Raw genomic sequence first — 16,017 nt, forward strand, 5'->3', positions numbered from 1 at the left:
GCGCCTCAGCGGGCTGACGGCCTGCCGCCATCGAGGCAAAAGAAAAGCCGGGCGAACCCGGCTTTTCAACATTCTCTGAAAAAATTTTTAGTTGACCGCGTCCTTGAGGCCTTTGCCGGCCGAGAACTTCGGCACGGTACGCGCCGGAATCTTCACTTCCGCGCCAGTCTGCGGGTTGCGGCCAGTCGATGCCGCACGCTTGGAGACGGTGAAATTTCCGAAGCCGACGAGCCGTACATCGCCGCCCTTCTTCAGTTCGCCAGTGATGACGGAGAACACCGCCTCAACCGCCGACTGTGCGTCACCCTTCGAAATGCTCGCGGATTCAGCGACAGCGGAAACCAGTTCGTTCTTGTTCATAAAAATTCCCTTCCATGAGAAAACCGGAACTTTCGACTCATCCGGCAGGAGAGGGACTTTAGAAAGAAGCGCTCGCAAACCCAAGTCAAAAAGCCGGAAATAAGTTGAAAAAAGCCCGGAAAAGGTGGGTTTTTCACATGAAAAAGCCGGGCTCAAGGCCCGGCTCTCTCTTTGTGCACTGCAACTTTAGTAGTTTCTAATGTGCAAGCGACTTTCCAGCATCGTCAACGGTATCGGTGGAAGCCGGCGGATTGACCGGCTCGACCCACTCGATCGGCTCCGGCATGCGCACCAACGCGTGCCTCAGAACCTCGCCGACACGTGAGACCGGAATGATCTCCATACCGTTCTTCACATTGTCCGGTATCTCCGCCAGATCCTTGGCGTTGTCTTCCGGGATCAGCACCTTCTTGATGCCGCCGCGCAATGCGGCGAGCAGCTTCTCCTTGAGGCCGCCGATCGGCAAGATGCGGCCGCGAAGCGTTATCTCGCCAGTCATCGCCACATCGGCCCGGACCGGAATCCCCGTCATGACAGACACGATGGCTGTCGCCATGGCAGCACCTGCAGACGGACCGTCCTTCGGCGTGGCGCCTTCGGGCAAGTGGACGTGGATGTCACGCTTGTCGAACAGCGGCGGCTCGATGCCGAAATCGATGGCCCGCGAGCGGACATAAGAGGCCGCCGCCGAGATCGATTCCTTCATCACGTCGCGCAGATTGCCGGTCACCGTCATGCGGCCCTTGCCGGGCATCATGACGCCTTCGACCGTCAGCAGCTCGCCGCCGACTTCCGTCCAGGCAAGACCGGTGACGACACCGACCTGATCGTCAGCCTCGACCTGGCCGAAGCGGAAGCGCGGAACACCGAGGTAATCGGCGAGGTTCGCCGCCGTGATGCTCACCGTCTTCTTCTTCGTCTTCAGGATCTCGGTCACCGCCTTGCGCCCGAGCTTCATCAGCTCGCGCTCCAGGCTTCTGACGCCCGCTTCACGGGTGTAGGTCTGGATGATGCCGCGGATCGCGTCCTCGCCGACGGAGAATTCCTTCGGCTGCAGGGCATGATCGCGGATCACCTTGGGCATCAGGTGACGCTTGGCGATCTCGATCTTCTCGTCCTCGGTGTAGCCGGCGATACGGATGATCTCCATGCGGTCCATCAGGGGCGCAGGGATGTTCAGCGTGTTCGCCGTCGTCACGAACATCACGCTCGACAGGTCGTATTCGACCTCGAGGTAATGGTCCATGAACGTCGAGTTCTGCTCGGGATCGAGCACCTCGAGCAAAGCCGATGACGGATCGCCGCGGAAGTCCTGGCCCATCTTGTCGATCTCGTCGAGCAGGAAGAGCGGGTTGGACTTCTTGGCCTTCTTCATCGACTGGATGACCTTGCCGGGCATCGAGCCGATATAGGTGCGGCGGTGGCCACGGATCTCGGCCTCGTCACGCACGCCGCCAAGCGCCATGCGGATGAACTCGCGGCCGGTCGCCTTGGCGATCGACTTGCCGAGTGAGGTCTTGCCGACGCCGGGAGGGCCGACGAGGCACAGGATCGGCCCCTTCAGCTTCTTCTGGCGGCTTTGCACGGCGAGATACTCGACGATGCGGTCCTTGACCTTATCGAGGCCGAAATGATCGGTGTCGAGCACGTTCTGCGCAAACGCCAGGTCCTGCTTGACCTTGGAGTTCTTGCCCCACGGGATCGACAGGATCCAGTCGAGATAATTGCGCACGACGGTCGATTCCGCCGACATCGGCGACATCGTCCGCAGCTTCTTCAACTCGGCTTCCGCCTTTTCGCGGGCCTCCTTGGAGAGCTTGGTCTTCTTGATGCGCGCCTCGATCTCGGCGGCCTCGTCGCGGCCGTCCTCGCCTTCGCCGAGCTCCTTCTGGATCGCCTTCATCTGCTCGTTGAGGTAATATTCGCGCTGCGTCTTCTCCATCTGGCGCTTGACGCGCGAGCGGATGCGCTTCTCCACCTGCAGGACGGAGATTTCGGCTTCCATGAAGCCCATCGCCTTTTCCAGCCGTTCCTTGACGGACAGCGTGGCCAGCATCTCCTGCTTCTCGGGGATCTTGATGGCGAGGTGCGAGGCAACCGTATCGGCGAGCTTGGAATAGTCGTCGATCTGGCTGGCGGCGCCCACCACTTCAGGCGAGATCTTCTTGTTCAGCTTGACGTAGTTTTCGAAGTCGGTGACGACCGAACGGGCGAGCGCCTCGACCTCGACCTCTTCCTCCTCCGGCTCGACCAGCGCCGTGGCGGTAGCTTCGTGGAAGTCCGGACGGTCGGTGAACGAGACGATCTTGGCCCGCGAAGCGCCTTCGACCAGCACCTTGACGGTGCCGTCGGGCAGCTTCAGCAATTGCAGCACATTGGCGAGCGTGCCGATGTCGAAGATCGCATCGGGCTCGGGATCGTCATCGGCGGCATTCATCTGGGTGGCAAGCAGGATCTGCTTTTCCTGACCCATAACCTCTTCCAGCGCCTTGATCGACTTTTCACGCCCGACAAAGAGCGGAACGATCATGTGCGGGAACACCACGATGTCGCGCAGTGGGAGGACTGCGAAGACGCCGTCGCTGGGAGCCTTGGATATTTTGGCCATTGTCCAACCTTTCATGTCGCGGCCGCTAATTGAGCCAACCGCGAATCTCATATTAACGACCGGGGATCGTTCCGCCTACCACCGTTTGTGACGGGAGTTTTACAGCACAGAATTCGGCACCTCGGCCTTCCGATGTTAGTTGGATGCACGAGGGGCAAAGATCAAGGGTCGACACGTTCGTTCATCCACTCCGTCACAAGGATCGGTACCTCACCACAGCAAAACGGCGCCCCGCGGGCGCCGTTCCATAAAAAGGTTAGGCCAGATGCCAGATCAGGCGCTGACGTTGCCCTTCTTTTCCTTCTGCTCGGAATAGATGTAGAGCGGCCGGGCGCTGCCGGTCACCACTTCTTCCGAAATCACCACTTCGCGCACGCCTTCCAGAGCGGGCAGTTCGAACATGGTGTCGAGCAGGATTGCTTCCATGATCGAGCGCAGGCCACGGGCGCCGGTCTTGCGCTCGATGGCGCGCTTGGCGATCGCCGACAGCGCATTCTCATGGAAGGTCAGGTCGACACTCTCCATCTCGAACAGCCGCTGATACTGCTTGACCAGCGCGTTCTTCGGCTCGGTCAGGATCTGGATCAGCGCCGGCTCGTCGAGGTCTTCAAGCGTCGCCAGGACCGGCAGACGGCCGACAAACTCGGGGATGAGGCCGAACTTCAAGAGATCCTCGGGCTCGACCAGGCGGAACACGTCGCCGGTGCGGCGATCCTCGGGCGAAGCCACGATGGCGCCGAAGCCGATGGAAGTCTTCCTGCCGCGATCCGAGATGATCTTGTCCAGCCCGGCGAAGGCGCCGCCGCAGATGAACAGGATGTTGGCGGTGTCGACCTGCAGGAACTCCTGCTGCGGATGCTTGCGGCCGCCCTGCGGCGGCACGGAGGCAACGGTGCCTTCCATGATCTTCAGAAGCGCCTGCTGCACACCCTCGCCCGACACGTCGCGGGTGATCGATGGGTTGTCGGACTTGCGCGAAATCTTGTCGATTTCATCGATGTAGACGATGCCGCGCTGGGCGCGCTCGACATTGTAGTCGGCCGACTGCAGCAGCTTCAGGATGATGTTTTCGACGTCCTCGCCGACGTAACCGGCTTCGGTCAGCGTCGTCGCGTCGGCCATGGTGAAGGGCACGTCGATGATGCGGGCCAGCGTCTGGGCAAGCAGCGTCTTGCCGCAGCCGGTCGGGCCGATCAGCAGGATGTTGGACTTCGCCAATTCGACGTCGTTGTTCTTGCCGGCATGCGCCAGGCGCTTGTAGTGGTTGTGGACAGCCACCGACAGCACGCGCTTGGCGTAGGGCTGGCCGATGACATAGTCGTCGAGAACCTTCAGGATCTCCTGCGGGGTCGGCACGCCCTCGCGCGACTTCACCATCGAGGTCTTGTTCTCCTCGCGGATGATGTCCATGCATAGCTCGACGCACTCGTCGCAGATGAACACCGTTGGGCCGGCGATCAGCTTGCGCACCTCGTGCTGGCTTTTGCCGCAAAACGAGCAATAAAGCGTGTTCTTCGAATCACCGCTGTTGTTGCCGACTTTGCTCATTTTCCTGTCCTTTCATGGCCGCCCGCCGATGGTCTGGCTGAAAGGGCGCATATTCTATCTATCGCGGGAATTCGCCGCCGCCAGTGTCCCGGCTCCCGCAACGCATTCCGTACGAAACACAAATCAGAAAACGTCGCAATGATTCGCGCCAACCCTGCACAAAGCTAAGCCGTCGAAAATCAACATAGCCTTAACGTAGGCAATCCCATCCACCGAGGGAACAGCCAATTGTGGCCGAAATGCCGCAAATCCCAGCAAAAGCGCGTTATCCAGCCACGCAACTGCCATGCAGCGCTTATGCCGCAGCGCCTTCGACCGGCTCGCGCGACGAAATGACCTTGTCGATGAGGCCGAAATCCTTGGCTTCGTCGGCTGTCATGAAATGGTCGCGGTCAAGCGTCTTTTCAATGTCTTCGTAGCTCTTACCGGTGTGTTTGACGTAGACCTCGTTGAGGCGGCGCTTCAGCTTGATGATGTCCTGCGCGTGCCGCTCGATGTCGGAGGCCTGGCCCTGGAAACCGCCGGAAGGCTGGTGAACCATGATACGGGCGTTCGGCGTGGCAAAACGCATGTCCTTGTGGCCGGCGGTCAGAAGCAGCGAGCCCATCGACGCCGCCTGGCCGATGCACAGCGTCGACACCGCCGGCTTGATGAACTGCATGGTGTCGTAGATCGCCATGCCCGAGGTCACCACGCCGCCCGGCGAGTTGATGTAGAGATTGATCTCTTTCTTCGGGTTCTCGGCCTCGAGGAACAAAAGCTGTGCACAAACCAGCGTCGCCATACCGTCTTCGACCGGGCCGGTGATGAAAATGATGCGCTCTTTCAGCAGGCGCGAGAAAATGTCGTAGGCCCGCTCGCCGCGATTGGTCTGCTCGACCACCATCGGAACGAGGTTCATGTAGGTTTCGACGGGGTTCTTCATGGACTACCCTTTTTGGAGATGGGGATTCCGGCGCCGGGAAATCGGGCAGAATCGGTTCTTGATGGTTAGAATGTAAATAGGATGCCGGCTCACCCTAGCGCAAGGCCGCCTCTCCTAGCCATCTGGTTAAGTCGAATCAAGGTTTCCGCGCAAGGGAAGCCCGAAGGCGGCCAACGGCGTTTTTGCGGTGTAGCAATTCCTTAACCCCGTCGCTTAACGAAACGCGGCGAAACCGCTTTCCCCCGGAGAACCATCCCCTACAGTTCAACGTTGAACCTCACCTTCTCGCGTTCAAACAGGGGGAGTGCCATGATCAGGAAAACTGTTTGCCTCGCCATTTCCGGCCTTGCCGGTCTCGGCATGGTGTCCGATGCGGTTGCCGACGGCCGGGCCGCCGAATGCTATGAGCCGGTGCACAGGCCGGCGCTCTATGACACCGTTTATGAAGACGTCATGGTCAGTCCCGGCGGGCAGTTGGTCGACTATGATCCGCCGATCTATGGCACCATGGAGCGCGTCGAGCAGATCGCGCCGCCCCGAGTCACCTATGACATCGTACCGGCGAGAACCCGCACCGTTTACCGCACGGTCCAGGTCGACGATGGCGGCTATGCCTGGGAATGGCGCGTCATCCACGGCCGCAAGGTGCTGTGCAAGGTGTGGCGCAAGGCCCGCTACGCGCGTGTGGCCGAAACGGTGGTGGTTGAACCGGAGCGCACCCGCCGGGTTGTGCTGCCGGCCGAATATGAGAGCGTCGCCCATGAAGTGCTGGTGCGGCCCGAGCGGCGGCACGTCACCCAGATAGCGCCGTCATACCAGAGGATGGCGCGCCGGGTGGTGGTGCAGGAAGGCTCGACCAGCTGGCGCCGCGTGCATATTGCCAAGCATTGCGAGGATTAGACTTCGGTACTTCGCCGAGGTCCGCCTCGGTTGGCTCAATCCATAGGGCCGTCGGGTGCCAACATCCGGTCTGGCACCAAGCCGGCAAGCCGCGGTAATGGTCTGGCATGACCACATCCATGCCGCCCTACCTCGCCTTTGATCCAGCCACGCGCCGCCTGCGGCTCGACCCGCACGAACCGGCGTTTTTCCAGAACCCTTACGACGCCTATGCCGTCCTGCATGGCGCATCGAATGCCTTCTTCTGGGAGGAATTCGGCTCCTGGTGCTTTGGCGGCTTCGACGACGTCAACCGGCTGTTGCGCGACCGCCGCTTCGGCCGCCAGAACCCGGCCGGCATTCCCGACAGCCGCGGCATCGGCGAGGATCGCTCGCATTTGGCCGCTTTCGACGGCATCGAGAGCAATTCGATGCTGGAGCTGGAGCCGCCGGTGCACACCAGGCTCAGAACCCTGGTCAACCGCGCCTTCGTCTCGCGCCAGGTCGAGCGGCTGCGGCCGCGCGTGGAGGCGCTGGCCAATGAGCTGATCGACCGTTTCGAACCGCGCCACGTCGATCTATTGCCCAGCTTCGCCGCACCTTTGCCGATCACCATCATTGCCGAAATGCTCGGTGTGCCGGTCGAAATGGGGCCGCAACTGCTCGACTGGTCGCACCGGATGGTGGCCATGTACATGCATGGCCGGACGCGCGAGACCGAGCAAGCGGCCAATCGCGCCGCGCGCGATTTTTCCGACTTTTTGCGCGGCTATGTCACCGAGCGGCGCAAGAAGCCTGGCGACGACCTGCTGTCGCTGCTGATCGCGGCGCAGGAGGATGGCCAGAAGCTGTCGGAAGACGAGTTGGTCTCGTCCGCCATCCTGTTGCTCAATGCCGGCCACGAGGCGACCGTCCATCAAACCGGCAACGCCGTGCGCACGTTGCTGGCGCAAGGCGGCGACCCCGGCCGTTTCTTCACCTCGCCGGAAGCAACCGCTGCGACGGTCGAGGAGTGCCTGCGCTTCGACGCGCCGCTGCACATGTTCACCCGCTACGCCTATCAGGAGGTCGAGGTGACATCCGGGGTTGTCGTACAACCGGGGGAGACGGTCGGCCTGCTGCTCGGCATGGCCAATCATGATCCGCTTGCCTTTGCCGAACCTGGCGCCTTCCGGCCCGGCCGACTAGACCAGAAGAATGTCTCGTTCGGCGCCGGTATCCATTTCTGCATCGGTGCGCCGCTGGCGCGGCTGGAGTTGCAGGTGTCGCTGAAAACCCTGTTCGAGCGGCAGCCGCAACTCCATCTTGCGGAGCAGCCGCGCTTCCGCGACACCTATCATTTCCATGGGCTGGAAAAGCTCACTGTGAGCTTGTGAGGACGGCGGAGCCGACGCATGCCCGAGAAAATGAGATTCGCCTTTCTACAGGAACCACCCCTTCTGCTTTATCGACGGATCGGGACGTCTGGGCGGCAGCGATGCCCAACTGGCCACGAGGGTCTGCCTGACGCTCGGGCTGGAACTTTTGCCCATCGAGACCGAGTTTGCCGAACTGCTGCCTGGGCTTGCCGAACATCGGTGGGACATAACCACCGGCCTGTTCATTTCCGACGACCGCCGGAAGCTGGTCGACTTCACAAGGCCGATCTGGATGCTGGCGGATGGATTGCTGGTCGCGAAAGACAATCCCCGGGCCTTCGATGGCTATCGGTCCGTAGCCAATGATCGGACGGCGCTGATCGGCGTCATATCGGGCCAGATCCAGCACCGGACGGCCCTGCAAAACGCTATTCAGCCCGAACGGCTAAGGATATTTGCCACTCAGGCCGAAGCAGCAAACGCCGTCGCGGCCGGCGTGGTGCATGCCTATGCGAGTGTAGCGCTCGCGCATCGCGGCTATCTGAGCCGGCGACCCGACGCGCCTCTCGACGTCATCGACGTCCCGGCAGTCGAAAAACAGCCAGCGCCCGGCGCTTTCGCTCTCGCCAAAGGCAGTGCCACCCTGCTCCAGCGCGTCGACTTATGTCTCAGTGATTTGCTTGGCAGTCCCTGGCACAGGGAGATGATGAGCGGATACGGCTTTTCCGACACTGACATCGATCGGCTTTTGTGAAGTCCAAGCGCGCCGCGTGATCAGAGCTTGATCACATACTCCTTGCGGGTCGTTTCAACCACTTCCCAGCTGCCCCTGAAGCCTGGCCTGAGCACGAAACTGTCGCCGGCGCGCACCGTGCGGGCCTCGCCGCCGTCCTCGGCAACCACCGAGACGCCGGAAAGGATGTGGCAGAACTCCCATTCGTCATATTCGATGCGCCATTTGCCCGGCGTCGCTTCCCAGATGCCGGCATAGAGGCGGCCATCGCGCTCCTCGACATTCCAGGTGCGGAACTTCGGATCGCCCGCAATCAGACGATCCGGCGCCGGGGCGCCATGTTCGGCGTCGACGCTGTCGGTCGATATTGTCAGGTAATGCGCGGACAGGGTTTGCCTCCAATAGGTTAGTGAGTAGTGAGTAGTGAGTAGTGAGTAGTGAGTAGTGAGTAGTGAGTGGAAAGCGCTCCCTCGAGCGGGTGGCTAATCACTAATCACTGCTAACTAGTGAATACCGACTACTCACTACTCACTACTCACTACTCACTACTCACTACTCACTCAAAAAATCAAACCTTGGCCAAAGCCTGTTCCAGGTCGGCGACGATGTCGTTGACATCCTCGATGCCGACGGAAAGCCGGACCGTGTCCGGTCCCGCACCCGCCTTGACCTTCTGCTCGTCGGAAAGCTGGCGATGCGTGGTCGATGCCGGATGGATGACCAGCGACTTGGTGTCGCCGACATTGGCGAGGTGCGAGAACAGTTCGAGCGCCTCGACGAACTTGATGCCGGCCTCGTAGCCGCCCTTCAGGCCGAAGGTGAAGACAGCACCGGCGCCTTGCGGCGAGTATTTCTTCTGCAGCGCGTTGTTCTTGTCGCTGGGCAGGCCGGGATAGTTGACCCAGGCGACCTTGGGGTGGTTGGACAGCCAGCCGGCTACGGTGATCGCATTGTCGCAATGGCGCTGCATCCTGAGCGGCAAGGTCTCCAGCCCGGTCAGGATCAGGAAGGCATTGAACGGCGAAATCGCCGGGCCGATGTCACGCAGGCCAAGCACGCGCGCGGCGATGGCGAAAGCGAAATTGCCGAAGGTTTCGTGCAGGACAAGGCCGCCATATTCGGGGCGCGGCTCCGACAGCATCGGATATTTGCCGGATTTCGACCAGTCGAACGTGCCGCCATCGACGATGGCGCCGCCGATCGAATTGCCGTGGCCGCCGATGAACTTGGTCAGCGAATGGACGACGATGTCGGCGCCATGCTCGATCGGCCGCACCAGATAGGGCGAGGCCAGCGTGTTGTCGACGATGAGCGGCAAGCCGTGCTTGCGGGCGATGTCGCCGATCTTCTCGATGTCGACGAAGGTGCCGCCGGGATTGGCCAGGCTCTCGATGAAGATCGCCTTGGTCTTGCCATCGATCTGGCTTTCGAAAGTGGAGATGTCGTTGGTGTCGGCCCAACGCACCTCCCAGCCGAAATTCTTGAAGGCATGGCCGAACTGATTGATCGAACCACCGTAAAGCCTTGTGGCGGCGACGAAATTATCGCCAGGCCGCATGAGATTGTGGAACACGATCACCTGTGCGGCATGGCCGGAAGCAACGGCAAGTGCAGCCGTGCCGCCTTCGAGCGCCGCGATCCGCTCTTCCAGCACCGCCTGGGTCGGGTTCATGATGCGGGTGTAGATGTTGCCGAAGGCCTTCAGCCCGAACAGCGAGGCGGCATGGTCGGCATCGTCGAACACAAAGGAGGTCGTCTGGTAGATCGGCGTGGCGCGTGCGCCCGTTGCCGGGTCGGGCTTGGCGCCGGCATGGACGGCGAGCGTGTTGAAACCGGGCGTGCGGGTCATCGAAAACCTCCCTGAGCGGTAAACGTGTGAATGGTGAAATGATGAATGGTGAGCGATAAATGGTGGTCGCAAAGTCGGCCAGTCCCACCTTGATTGCAAGCCGCTCATATGCGGCTTTACCCGGCTTCCAGGAAAATCCTTCTATTCACCATTCACCATTCACTGCCTTACTTCTGGCGCACACCGAAACTCTGGAATCCCGACCGCATCAGCGGCTTCTTCGACGAAAGCACACCGGAGTTGACGCCGGTCCAGCCGATCTCGCCCGACAGCTTGCCATATTCGATCTTCGGGCAGCGGTTCATCACCACCTTGATACCGGCCGCCTCGGCGCGCGCGGCCGCCTCGTCGTCGCGCACGCCAAGCTGCATCCAGATCACCTTCGGCAAGGGGTCGAGCTTCAGCACCTCATCGACAATGCCGGGCACCGATGCAGAGGCGCGAAAGATGTCGACCATGTCGACCGGCTCCGGCAGATCGGCAAGGCTGGCATAGGTCATGCGGCCGAGGATTTCCTTGCCGGCCTGCCCCGGATTGATCGGAAACACCGAAAAGCCCTTGGCCAGCAGATATTTCAGCACGAAAAAGCTCGGCCTGACATCGTTGGCCGACGCGCCGACCATGGCGATGGTCTTCACAGAATTGAGGATGCCGCCGATATAGGCATTGTCGTAGCTATCGTGATTCACTCGTCGGTCTCCCTCAGTGCTTCCTCCATAAAGGACTGCGGGTCCGTGCAGAAGTCGCGCATCATGCGAAAATGATCGGTATCGGTGAAATCTGTGGGGTCGAGGCCGAAACGGCTGATTCGGAAGAGCCGCGCGCCGGGACAAGCCATCAGCAGCGGCGAATGCGTCGCCATGATCACTTGCGCCGTGCCTGACTGGTCCATGCGCCGCAGCATCTTCAACAATTCGATCTGCCGCGACGGCGACAGCGCGCTTTCGGGCTCGTCGAGGATGTAGATGCCTTGCCGGCGGCAGCGCTCCTCGAAAAAGCGAATGAACCCTTCGCCATGCGACCACGATAGAAAGTCCGGCGGCGGCGGTCCGAACGGGTCTTCGAGTGCCGCCTGGTCGAGATAGCGCGCGACCGAGTAAAAAGATTCGGCACGAAAGAACCAGCCGGCGGTGACTTTTGGCAGCCAGTGGCCGCGGAATGTATTCGCCAGTGCCGCACCGCTCTTGTCGATGGCGATGGAATGATCGACCGGACGATAGCCCTTGCCGCCGCCGGCCTCGTCGTAACCGGCCAGCGCGCCGATGGCTTCCAGCAGTGTCGATTTGCCGGTGCCGTTTTCACCGACAATGATGGTGATCGGCGTGGTGAATTCGAGCTCGAATTCACGGCCGCGAAACAGCGGCAGGTTCCATGGATATTTTTCCCAATCTTCCACGCGCTCGGGGTCAATCAGGATGCGTTTGAGATAAGGCGCCTTAAGCCGGGTCAGTTGCTTGCGATAGCCCATGCGGACGCTCAGTCCGGCAGCGAGATGGTGCCGTCATCCGCGATCGGGAAGGCCGGATTGTGTGCGACTTCCCAGACATGGCCGTCGGCATCGGCGAAATATCCATACCAGCCGCCCCAGAAGGCGCGGCCTGCCGGCTTGACGATCCTGCCGCCGGCCTTCTCGGCGGCCGCCAGCACGTCGTCGACTTCGGCATCGGAGCGGGTGTTGTAGGCGAGGTAGACCGCCGACGGTGCTGCGGCGAAGGCAATGCCTGAATCCTCCTCGGCGCTTGGCCTCGGGAACAGGCCGAGAATGGCGCCGCCCATCTGGAAGAAGGCGACGCCATCGGTGATGCCGGCGTGGCGCTTCAGGCCCATGCCCTCGTAAAAGCGCACGGCGCGCTCGAGATCGTCGGTGGCGATGGTGATGATGGAGATGCGCGGTTCCATGGATCGAAAAGCCTATTCGTCCGTCCATTCCGGTTTACGCTTGCCTATAAAGGCGCCGATGCCTTCCTCGGCGTCGCGGGCCAGCATGTTCTCGACCATGACGCGGCCGGTATAGGCATACGCGTCCGCCAACCCCATCTCGGCCTGCGCGTAAAAGGCTTCCTTGCCGGTCTTGACCACCAGAGATGATTTGGAGGCAATGGTTTGCGCGTATTTGGTGACGATCTGATTCAGGTATTCGCGCGGCACGACGCGGTTGACCAGGCCGAATTCCTTGGCGGTTGCGGCATCGATGGTCTCGCCGGTGAGCAGCATTTCCATGGCGTGCTTGTGAGACACGTTGCGTGACAGCGCCACCATCGGCGTCGAACAAAACAGGCCGATATTGACGCCCGGCGTGCAGAAGGTCGCTTCATGCGAGGCAATGGCGAGGTCGCAACTGCCAACCAGTTGCAGCCCCGCAGCAGTGGCGAGGCCATCGACTTCGGCGATGATCGGGAGCGGATGGCGCACGATCTGCTGCATCAACGCCGCGCAAGCCGAAAATGTCTGCTCGAAAAACCCCTTGCCCTTGTCGGCGTCGGCGCGGCGCGCGGTCATTTCCTTGAGATCGTGACCGGCGCAGAAGACTTTCCCGGCGGCCGCCAAGACGATGACGCGGACCGATTTGTTGGCCTTGGCACGGTCGAGCTCGGCGCTCAATGCCGCCATGACGGAAAGCGACAAGGCATTGGCGGGCGGATTGGCGAGCGTCAGGCGCAGCACGCCCTTGTCCAGCCCGGCGATGACCGGCCCGTCTATGGCAACAGGTTTGATCGAAAGGATTTCGGCCATGACAAGGGTCTCCGCGATTCCGCCGGGCGCCGCCAGACTATCTAATATCGGATCGAGTTTCATCAACACCCATCGCTTGCGCCAGAGGTGTTGCCAGAAGCGCATCATTGCGTTCATACAGGCCCGGCATAGAACGAGAGACCGACATGCCCGCCCAGGACAATCTCAAGCCGGTGCTGACGGCGGCTGAAGTCAATGCGCTGATGGCCAGCGTCTACCCGCAGCTCAACGACGAGTTCACGTCGTATGAGGCGCTCGATGTGTTTCCGGGCGGCTGCACGGTGCGGCTCAACGCCAGCGAACGGCATTTGCGTCCCGGCGGCACGGTGTCCGGGCCCTCGCTGTTCACGCTGGCCGACATTGGCGGCTATGTCTGCGTGCTCAGCCATGCCGGGCCGGATGCGCTTTCGGTTACGGTCAACCTCAACATCAATTTCGTCCGCAAGGCCGAGGCCGGCCCGATCGACGGCCATTGCCGCATCCTGAAGCTGGGCAAGAGCCTGATGGTGTTCGATATCGACATCGTCGCCGGACCGAAGGAACACACGGTTGCGCATGCGACCGGCACCTATTCGATCCCGCCGAAGCTCGCCGCCGATGTGGTAAAATAATACCTTTTAGTCAAACCTTTGTTTTTATTGCACTTTACGAGCAGACGTGCTTTTCCCGCGCCTTGACGTGCCCACTCCCCTCGCCTATAAGCCGTCACGAAGCAGCGGCCCGCAAAGGCCGCCGTTTTGTTATTGGCGGCGGGCAAGTGTCTTGTCGCCAATCTAAGCAACAAGAAACGCCTTCTTCGGAAGGTCCAAATCGAAAGCAGAAATCCATGGCAACCTTTTCGCAGAAGCCTGCGGATGTGGTGAAGAAGTGGGTGCTGATCGACGCCGAGGGTCTCGTCGTCGGCCGTCTCGCCACTGTCATCGCCAATCATCTTCGCGGCAAGCACAAGCCCACCTTCACCCCGCATGTCGACGACGGCGATAACGTCATCGTCATCAATGCCGACAAGGTGGTGTTCACCGGCAAGAAGTTCACCGACAAGGTCTATTACTGGCACACCGGTCACCCCGGCGGCATCAAGGAGCGCACCGCGCGCCAGCTGCTCGAGGGCCGTTTCCCCGAGCGTGTCGTCGAGAAGGCCGTCGAACGCATGATCCCGCGCGGGCCGCTCGGCCGTCGCCAGATGAAGAACCTCCGCGTCTATGCAGGCACGGAACATCCGCATGTCGCCCAGCAGCCCGTCACCCTCGACGTCGGCGCGCTGAACGCCAAGAACAAGAAGGTTGCATAAGATGGCTGAGCTTTCCTCGCTCGCAGAATTGGGCGCCGCCACCGGCAACACCAACACCCAGCCGGCAGCACCCGTGCATGTCCAGAAGCTCGACAAGTCGGGCCGCGCCTATGCCACCGGCAAGCGCAAGAACGCAATTGCGCGCGTCTGGGTGAAGCCGGGTTCCGGCAAGATCGTCGTCAACGACAAGGAATTCGCGACCTATTTCGCGCGTCCGGTCCTGCAGATGATCCTCAACCAGCCGATCATCGCTTCCAACCGCGCCGGCCAGTACGACATCGTCGCCACCGTCATCGGCGGCGGCCTCTCCGGCCAAGCCGGTGCCGTTCGTCACGGCATCTCCAAGGCGCTGACCTACTATGAGCCGGCACTGCGCGCCGTGCTCAAGAAGGGCGGCTTCCTGACCCGCGACAGCCGCGTCGTCGAGCGCAAGAAGTACGGCAAGGCGAAGGCCCGTCGTTCCTTCCAGTTCTCGAAGCGCTAAGCGCTGCGACGTTCCAGACATCGAAAGGCCGCCTCCGGGCGGCCTTTTCTTTTGGGTCTCGGCAGTCACCCCACCCGGCGCTTCGACCTCCCCATCGAGGGGAGGTAGGAGGTCGCGGCAGTTTTGCCACCCGGACAATCCACGATGGTCCAGCGGCTAGCAAACCAGTTCGACCATAAAAACGCGGCACCCTACCTCCCCTCGATGGGGAGGTCGGCGCGAAGCGCCGGGTGGGGTGATGGCGCCGGCCTCGGTTCAAGTCTCAGAACTTGCCGGCCTTAATATAATCGATAAACGCCCGTAGCGGCGCCGGAACCAGACGCCGTCCGGGATAGTACAGAAATGGCCCGGGAAAGCTCTGCCACCACGGTTCGAGCACGGGCTCCAGGGCGCCGCTTTCGAAGTGGGGGCGAAGCCAGCCCTCGAAGAGAGCGACGATGCCGCTGCCGGCAATGGCCGCATGGACGGCAAGATCGCTCGCCCCGCCGATCCGCACGATCAACGGCCCCGTCGTGTCGACCCGCACCACCTCGCCGTCGCGCTCGAATTCCCACGGCAGCATCGCACCGCTGGCAAAACGACCGCGCAGACAAGCATGGCCAAGCAGGTCGCTCGGGTGCTGCGGCCGCCCATGGCGCTCGAGATAGGCGGGGCTGGCGCCAGTGGCGAAGCGCTGGACGCGCGGTCCGATCGGCACCGCGATCATGTCCTGCTCCAGTCGCTCGTCATAGCGGATGCCGGCGTCGCAGCCGGCCGCCAACACGTCGACGAAGTTCTCATCGGCGATGACCTCCAGCCGAATGCCGGGATAGGCGGCGAGGAAGCCCGGAACGATGTCGGGCAATATCAGCCGCGCGGCGCTGACCGGGACGTTGAGGCGCAGCGAACCGGCCGGCCTGTCGCGAAAGCCATTGACCACGTCGAGGGCCGCCTCCACCTCCGACAGCGCCGGGCCAAGCCTTCCCAAGAGGCTGAGGCCTGCGTCGGTTGGAACAACGCTGCGTGTGGTGCGGTTGAACAGCCTGACGCCAAGTTGCGTCTCCAGGCGGCGCACCGCTTCGCTCAGGCCCGACGCGCTGCCGCCGCCGGCGCGAGCCCCTTCGCGAAAACCGCCGGCACGCGCCACCGTCACGAAAGCGTTCAGATCGCCAAGGTCCATCATTGTTCGCCATTCCGCACAAGCTGTACGGATTGTACCTTATTATCCCGAGGTTGAGCAGCGTCTATCTTCGCCTCCTCAAAGGAGACC

General features: G+C 61.6%; 17 protein-coding genes. 6 read left to right on the forward strand and 11 right to left on the reverse strand.

The features are described 5' to 3' along the window. Positions 1 to 87: 87 nt before the first annotated feature. From ACYG9R_RS29045 to clpP, 4 genes are all read right to left on the reverse strand, one after another. Entirely contained in the window at positions 88 to 360 is a 273-nt protein-coding gene (locus ACYG9R_RS29045; RefSeq protein ID WP_023669423.1) for an HU family DNA-binding protein, read from the reverse strand. Positions 361 to 556: 196 nt separating this feature from the next. Continuing rightward, positions 557 to 2,968: an endopeptidase La gene (lon, locus tag ACYG9R_RS29050; protein WP_023682304.1), complete on the reverse strand. Its 2,412-nt coding sequence runs from the start codon at positions 2,966 to 2,968 to the stop codon at positions 557 to 559. Between the two features lie 273 nt (positions 2,969 to 3,241). Next, the gene (gene clpX, locus ACYG9R_RS29055) at positions 3,242 to 4,516 is read right to left on the reverse strand and encodes an ATP-dependent Clp protease ATP-binding subunit ClpX (protein ID WP_023682305.1); all 1,275 of its coding nucleotides are present in this window, start codon (positions 4,514 to 4,516) and stop codon (positions 3,242 to 3,244) included. Positions 4,517 to 4,811: 295 nt separating this feature from the next. After that, positions 4,812 to 5,441, reverse strand: a complete 630-nt coding sequence (clpP, locus tag ACYG9R_RS29060; RefSeq protein ID WP_023682306.1) for an ATP-dependent Clp endopeptidase proteolytic subunit ClpP — start codon at positions 5,439 to 5,441, stop codon at positions 4,812 to 4,814. 309 nt (positions 5,442 to 5,750) lie between these two features. Here clpP and ACYG9R_RS29065 point away from each other — a divergent pair, with 309 nt between their 5' ends. The 3 genes from ACYG9R_RS29065 to ACYG9R_RS29075 all read left to right on the forward strand — a co-directional run bounded on the left by ACYG9R_RS29065 (position 5,751) and on the right by ACYG9R_RS29075 (position 8,432). Further along, positions 5,751 to 6,341 carry a hypothetical protein gene (locus ACYG9R_RS29065; protein ID WP_023823242.1) on the forward strand — a complete coding sequence of 197 codons (591 nt, stop codon included), beginning with the start codon at positions 5,751 to 5,753 and terminating at the stop codon, positions 6,339 to 6,341. 107 nt (positions 6,342 to 6,448) lie between these two features. Further along, positions 6,449 to 7,696: a cytochrome P450 gene (locus tag ACYG9R_RS29070; protein ID WP_023823243.1), complete on the forward strand. Its 1,248-nt coding sequence runs from the start codon at positions 6,449 to 6,451 to the stop codon at positions 7,694 to 7,696. Positions 7,697 to 7,805: 109 nt separating this feature from the next. Beyond that, positions 7,806 to 8,432, forward strand: coding sequence for a transporter substrate-binding domain-containing protein (locus ACYG9R_RS29075; protein WP_245260019.1), 627 nt, complete (start codon positions 7,806 to 7,808; stop codon positions 8,430 to 8,432). Between the two features lie 20 nt (positions 8,433 to 8,452). Here ACYG9R_RS29075 and ACYG9R_RS29080 read toward each other — a convergent pair whose 3' ends face one another. The 6 genes from ACYG9R_RS29080 to ACYG9R_RS29105 form a co-directional block, all read right to left on the reverse strand. Further along, positions 8,453 to 8,800 (reverse strand): cupin domain-containing protein, encoded by a 348-nt coding sequence (locus tag ACYG9R_RS29080; protein WP_023823245.1) that lies wholly within the window; start codon positions 8,798 to 8,800, stop codon positions 8,453 to 8,455. Positions 8,801 to 8,979: 179 nt separating this feature from the next. Continuing rightward, positions 8,980 to 10,260, reverse strand: a complete 1,281-nt coding sequence (locus ACYG9R_RS29085; protein WP_023711524.1) for an O-acetylhomoserine aminocarboxypropyltransferase — start codon at positions 10,258 to 10,260, stop codon at positions 8,980 to 8,982. Between the two features lie 167 nt (positions 10,261 to 10,427). Continuing rightward, the gene (locus ACYG9R_RS29090) at positions 10,428 to 10,949 is read right to left on the reverse strand and encodes a CoA-binding protein (protein ID WP_023711525.1); all 522 of its coding nucleotides are present in this window, start codon (positions 10,947 to 10,949) and stop codon (positions 10,428 to 10,430) included. After that, the gene (locus ACYG9R_RS29095) at positions 10,946 to 11,728 is read right to left on the reverse strand and encodes an AAA family ATPase (RefSeq protein ID WP_023736498.1); all 783 of its coding nucleotides are present in this window, start codon (positions 11,726 to 11,728) and stop codon (positions 10,946 to 10,948) included. The genes ACYG9R_RS29090 and ACYG9R_RS29095 overlap by 4 nt, the downstream gene beginning before the upstream one ends. A gap of 8 nt (positions 11,729 to 11,736) precedes the next feature. Then, positions 11,737 to 12,159 (reverse strand): VOC family protein, encoded by a 423-nt coding sequence (locus ACYG9R_RS29100; protein ID WP_023689472.1) that lies wholly within the window; start codon positions 12,157 to 12,159, stop codon positions 11,737 to 11,739. A gap of 12 nt (positions 12,160 to 12,171) precedes the next feature. Continuing rightward, positions 12,172 to 12,993, reverse strand: coding sequence for an enoyl-CoA hydratase (locus ACYG9R_RS29105; protein ID WP_023669411.1), 822 nt, complete (start codon positions 12,991 to 12,993; stop codon positions 12,172 to 12,174). Positions 12,994 to 13,139: 146 nt separating this feature from the next. Between ACYG9R_RS29105 and ACYG9R_RS29110 the strand changes: the two genes are divergently transcribed. The 3 genes from ACYG9R_RS29110 to rpsI all read left to right on the forward strand — a co-directional run bounded on the left by ACYG9R_RS29110 (position 13,140) and on the right by rpsI (position 14,768). After that, a complete protein-coding gene (locus tag ACYG9R_RS29110; protein ID WP_023743589.1) occupies positions 13,140 to 13,604 on the forward strand; it encodes a PaaI family thioesterase in 465 nt (154 codons plus the stop codon). Positions 13,605 to 13,819: 215 nt separating this feature from the next. Beyond that, positions 13,820 to 14,284 carry a 50S ribosomal protein L13 gene (rplM, locus tag ACYG9R_RS29115; protein ID WP_023669409.1) on the forward strand — a complete coding sequence of 155 codons (465 nt, stop codon included), beginning with the start codon at positions 13,820 to 13,822 and terminating at the stop codon, positions 14,282 to 14,284. A 1-nt stretch (position 14,285) separates the two neighbouring features. Next, complete coding sequence (gene rpsI, locus ACYG9R_RS29120) at positions 14,286 to 14,768, forward strand: 30S ribosomal protein S9 (protein ID WP_023669408.1); 483 nt, start codon at positions 14,286 to 14,288, stop codon at positions 14,766 to 14,768. 262 nt (positions 14,769 to 15,030) lie between these two features. On the opposite strand, the gene ACYG9R_RS29125 is transcribed toward rpsI, so the two are convergent. Beyond that, a complete protein-coding gene (locus ACYG9R_RS29125) occupies positions 15,031 to 15,930 on the reverse strand; it encodes a LysR family transcriptional regulator (RefSeq protein ID WP_023693291.1) in 900 nt (299 codons plus the stop codon). Positions 15,931 to 16,017: the final 87 nt, after the last annotated feature.

The organism is Mesorhizobium sp. RSR565B (genome assembly GCF_054719465.1).

Bases quoted from the DNA above. Each gene is read 5' to 3' on its own strand.
- ACYG9R_RS29095 (WP_023736498.1), bottom strand. From the start codon at position 11,728: ATGGGCTATCGCAAGCAACTGACCCGGCTTAAGGCGCCTTATCTCAAA.
- ACYG9R_RS29105 (WP_023669411.1), bottom strand. From the start codon at position 12,993: ATGGCCGAAATCCTTTCGATCAAACCTGTTGCCATAGACGGGCCGGTC.
- ACYG9R_RS29045 (WP_023669423.1), bottom strand. From the start codon at position 360: ATGAACAAGAACGAACTGGTTTCCGCTGTCGCTGAATCCGCGAGCATT.
- ACYG9R_RS29070 (WP_023823243.1), top strand. From the start codon at position 6,449: ATGACCACATCCATGCCGCCCTACCTCGCCTTTGATCCAGCCACGCGC.
- clpP (WP_023682306.1), bottom strand. From the start codon at position 5,441: ATGAAGAACCCCGTCGAAACCTACATGAACCTCGTTCCGATGGTGGTC.
- ACYG9R_RS29110 (WP_023743589.1), top strand. From the start codon at position 13,140: ATGCCCGCCCAGGACAATCTCAAGCCGGTGCTGACGGCGGCTGAAGTC.
- lon (WP_023682304.1), bottom strand. From the start codon at position 2,968: ATGGCCAAAATATCCAAGGCTCCCAGCGACGGCGTCTTCGCAGTCCTC.
- ACYG9R_RS29100 (WP_023689472.1), bottom strand. From the start codon at position 12,159: ATGGAACCGCGCATCTCCATCATCACCATCGCCACCGACGATCTCGAG.
- rpsI (WP_023669408.1), top strand. From the start codon at position 14,286: ATGGCTGAGCTTTCCTCGCTCGCAGAATTGGGCGCCGCCACCGGCAAC.
- ACYG9R_RS29065 (WP_023823242.1), top strand. From the start codon at position 5,751: ATGATCAGGAAAACTGTTTGCCTCGCCATTTCCGGCCTTGCCGGTCTC.
- ACYG9R_RS29085 (WP_023711524.1), bottom strand. From the start codon at position 10,260: ATGACCCGCACGCCCGGTTTCAACACGCTCGCCGTCCATGCCGGCGCC.
- ACYG9R_RS29125 (WP_023693291.1), bottom strand. From the start codon at position 15,930: ATGATGGACCTTGGCGATCTGAACGCTTTCGTGACGGTGGCGCGTGCC.
- rplM (WP_023669409.1), top strand. From the start codon at position 13,820: ATGGCAACCTTTTCGCAGAAGCCTGCGGATGTGGTGAAGAAGTGGGTG.
- clpX (WP_023682305.1), bottom strand. From the start codon at position 4,516: ATGAGCAAAGTCGGCAACAACAGCGGTGATTCGAAGAACACGCTTTAT.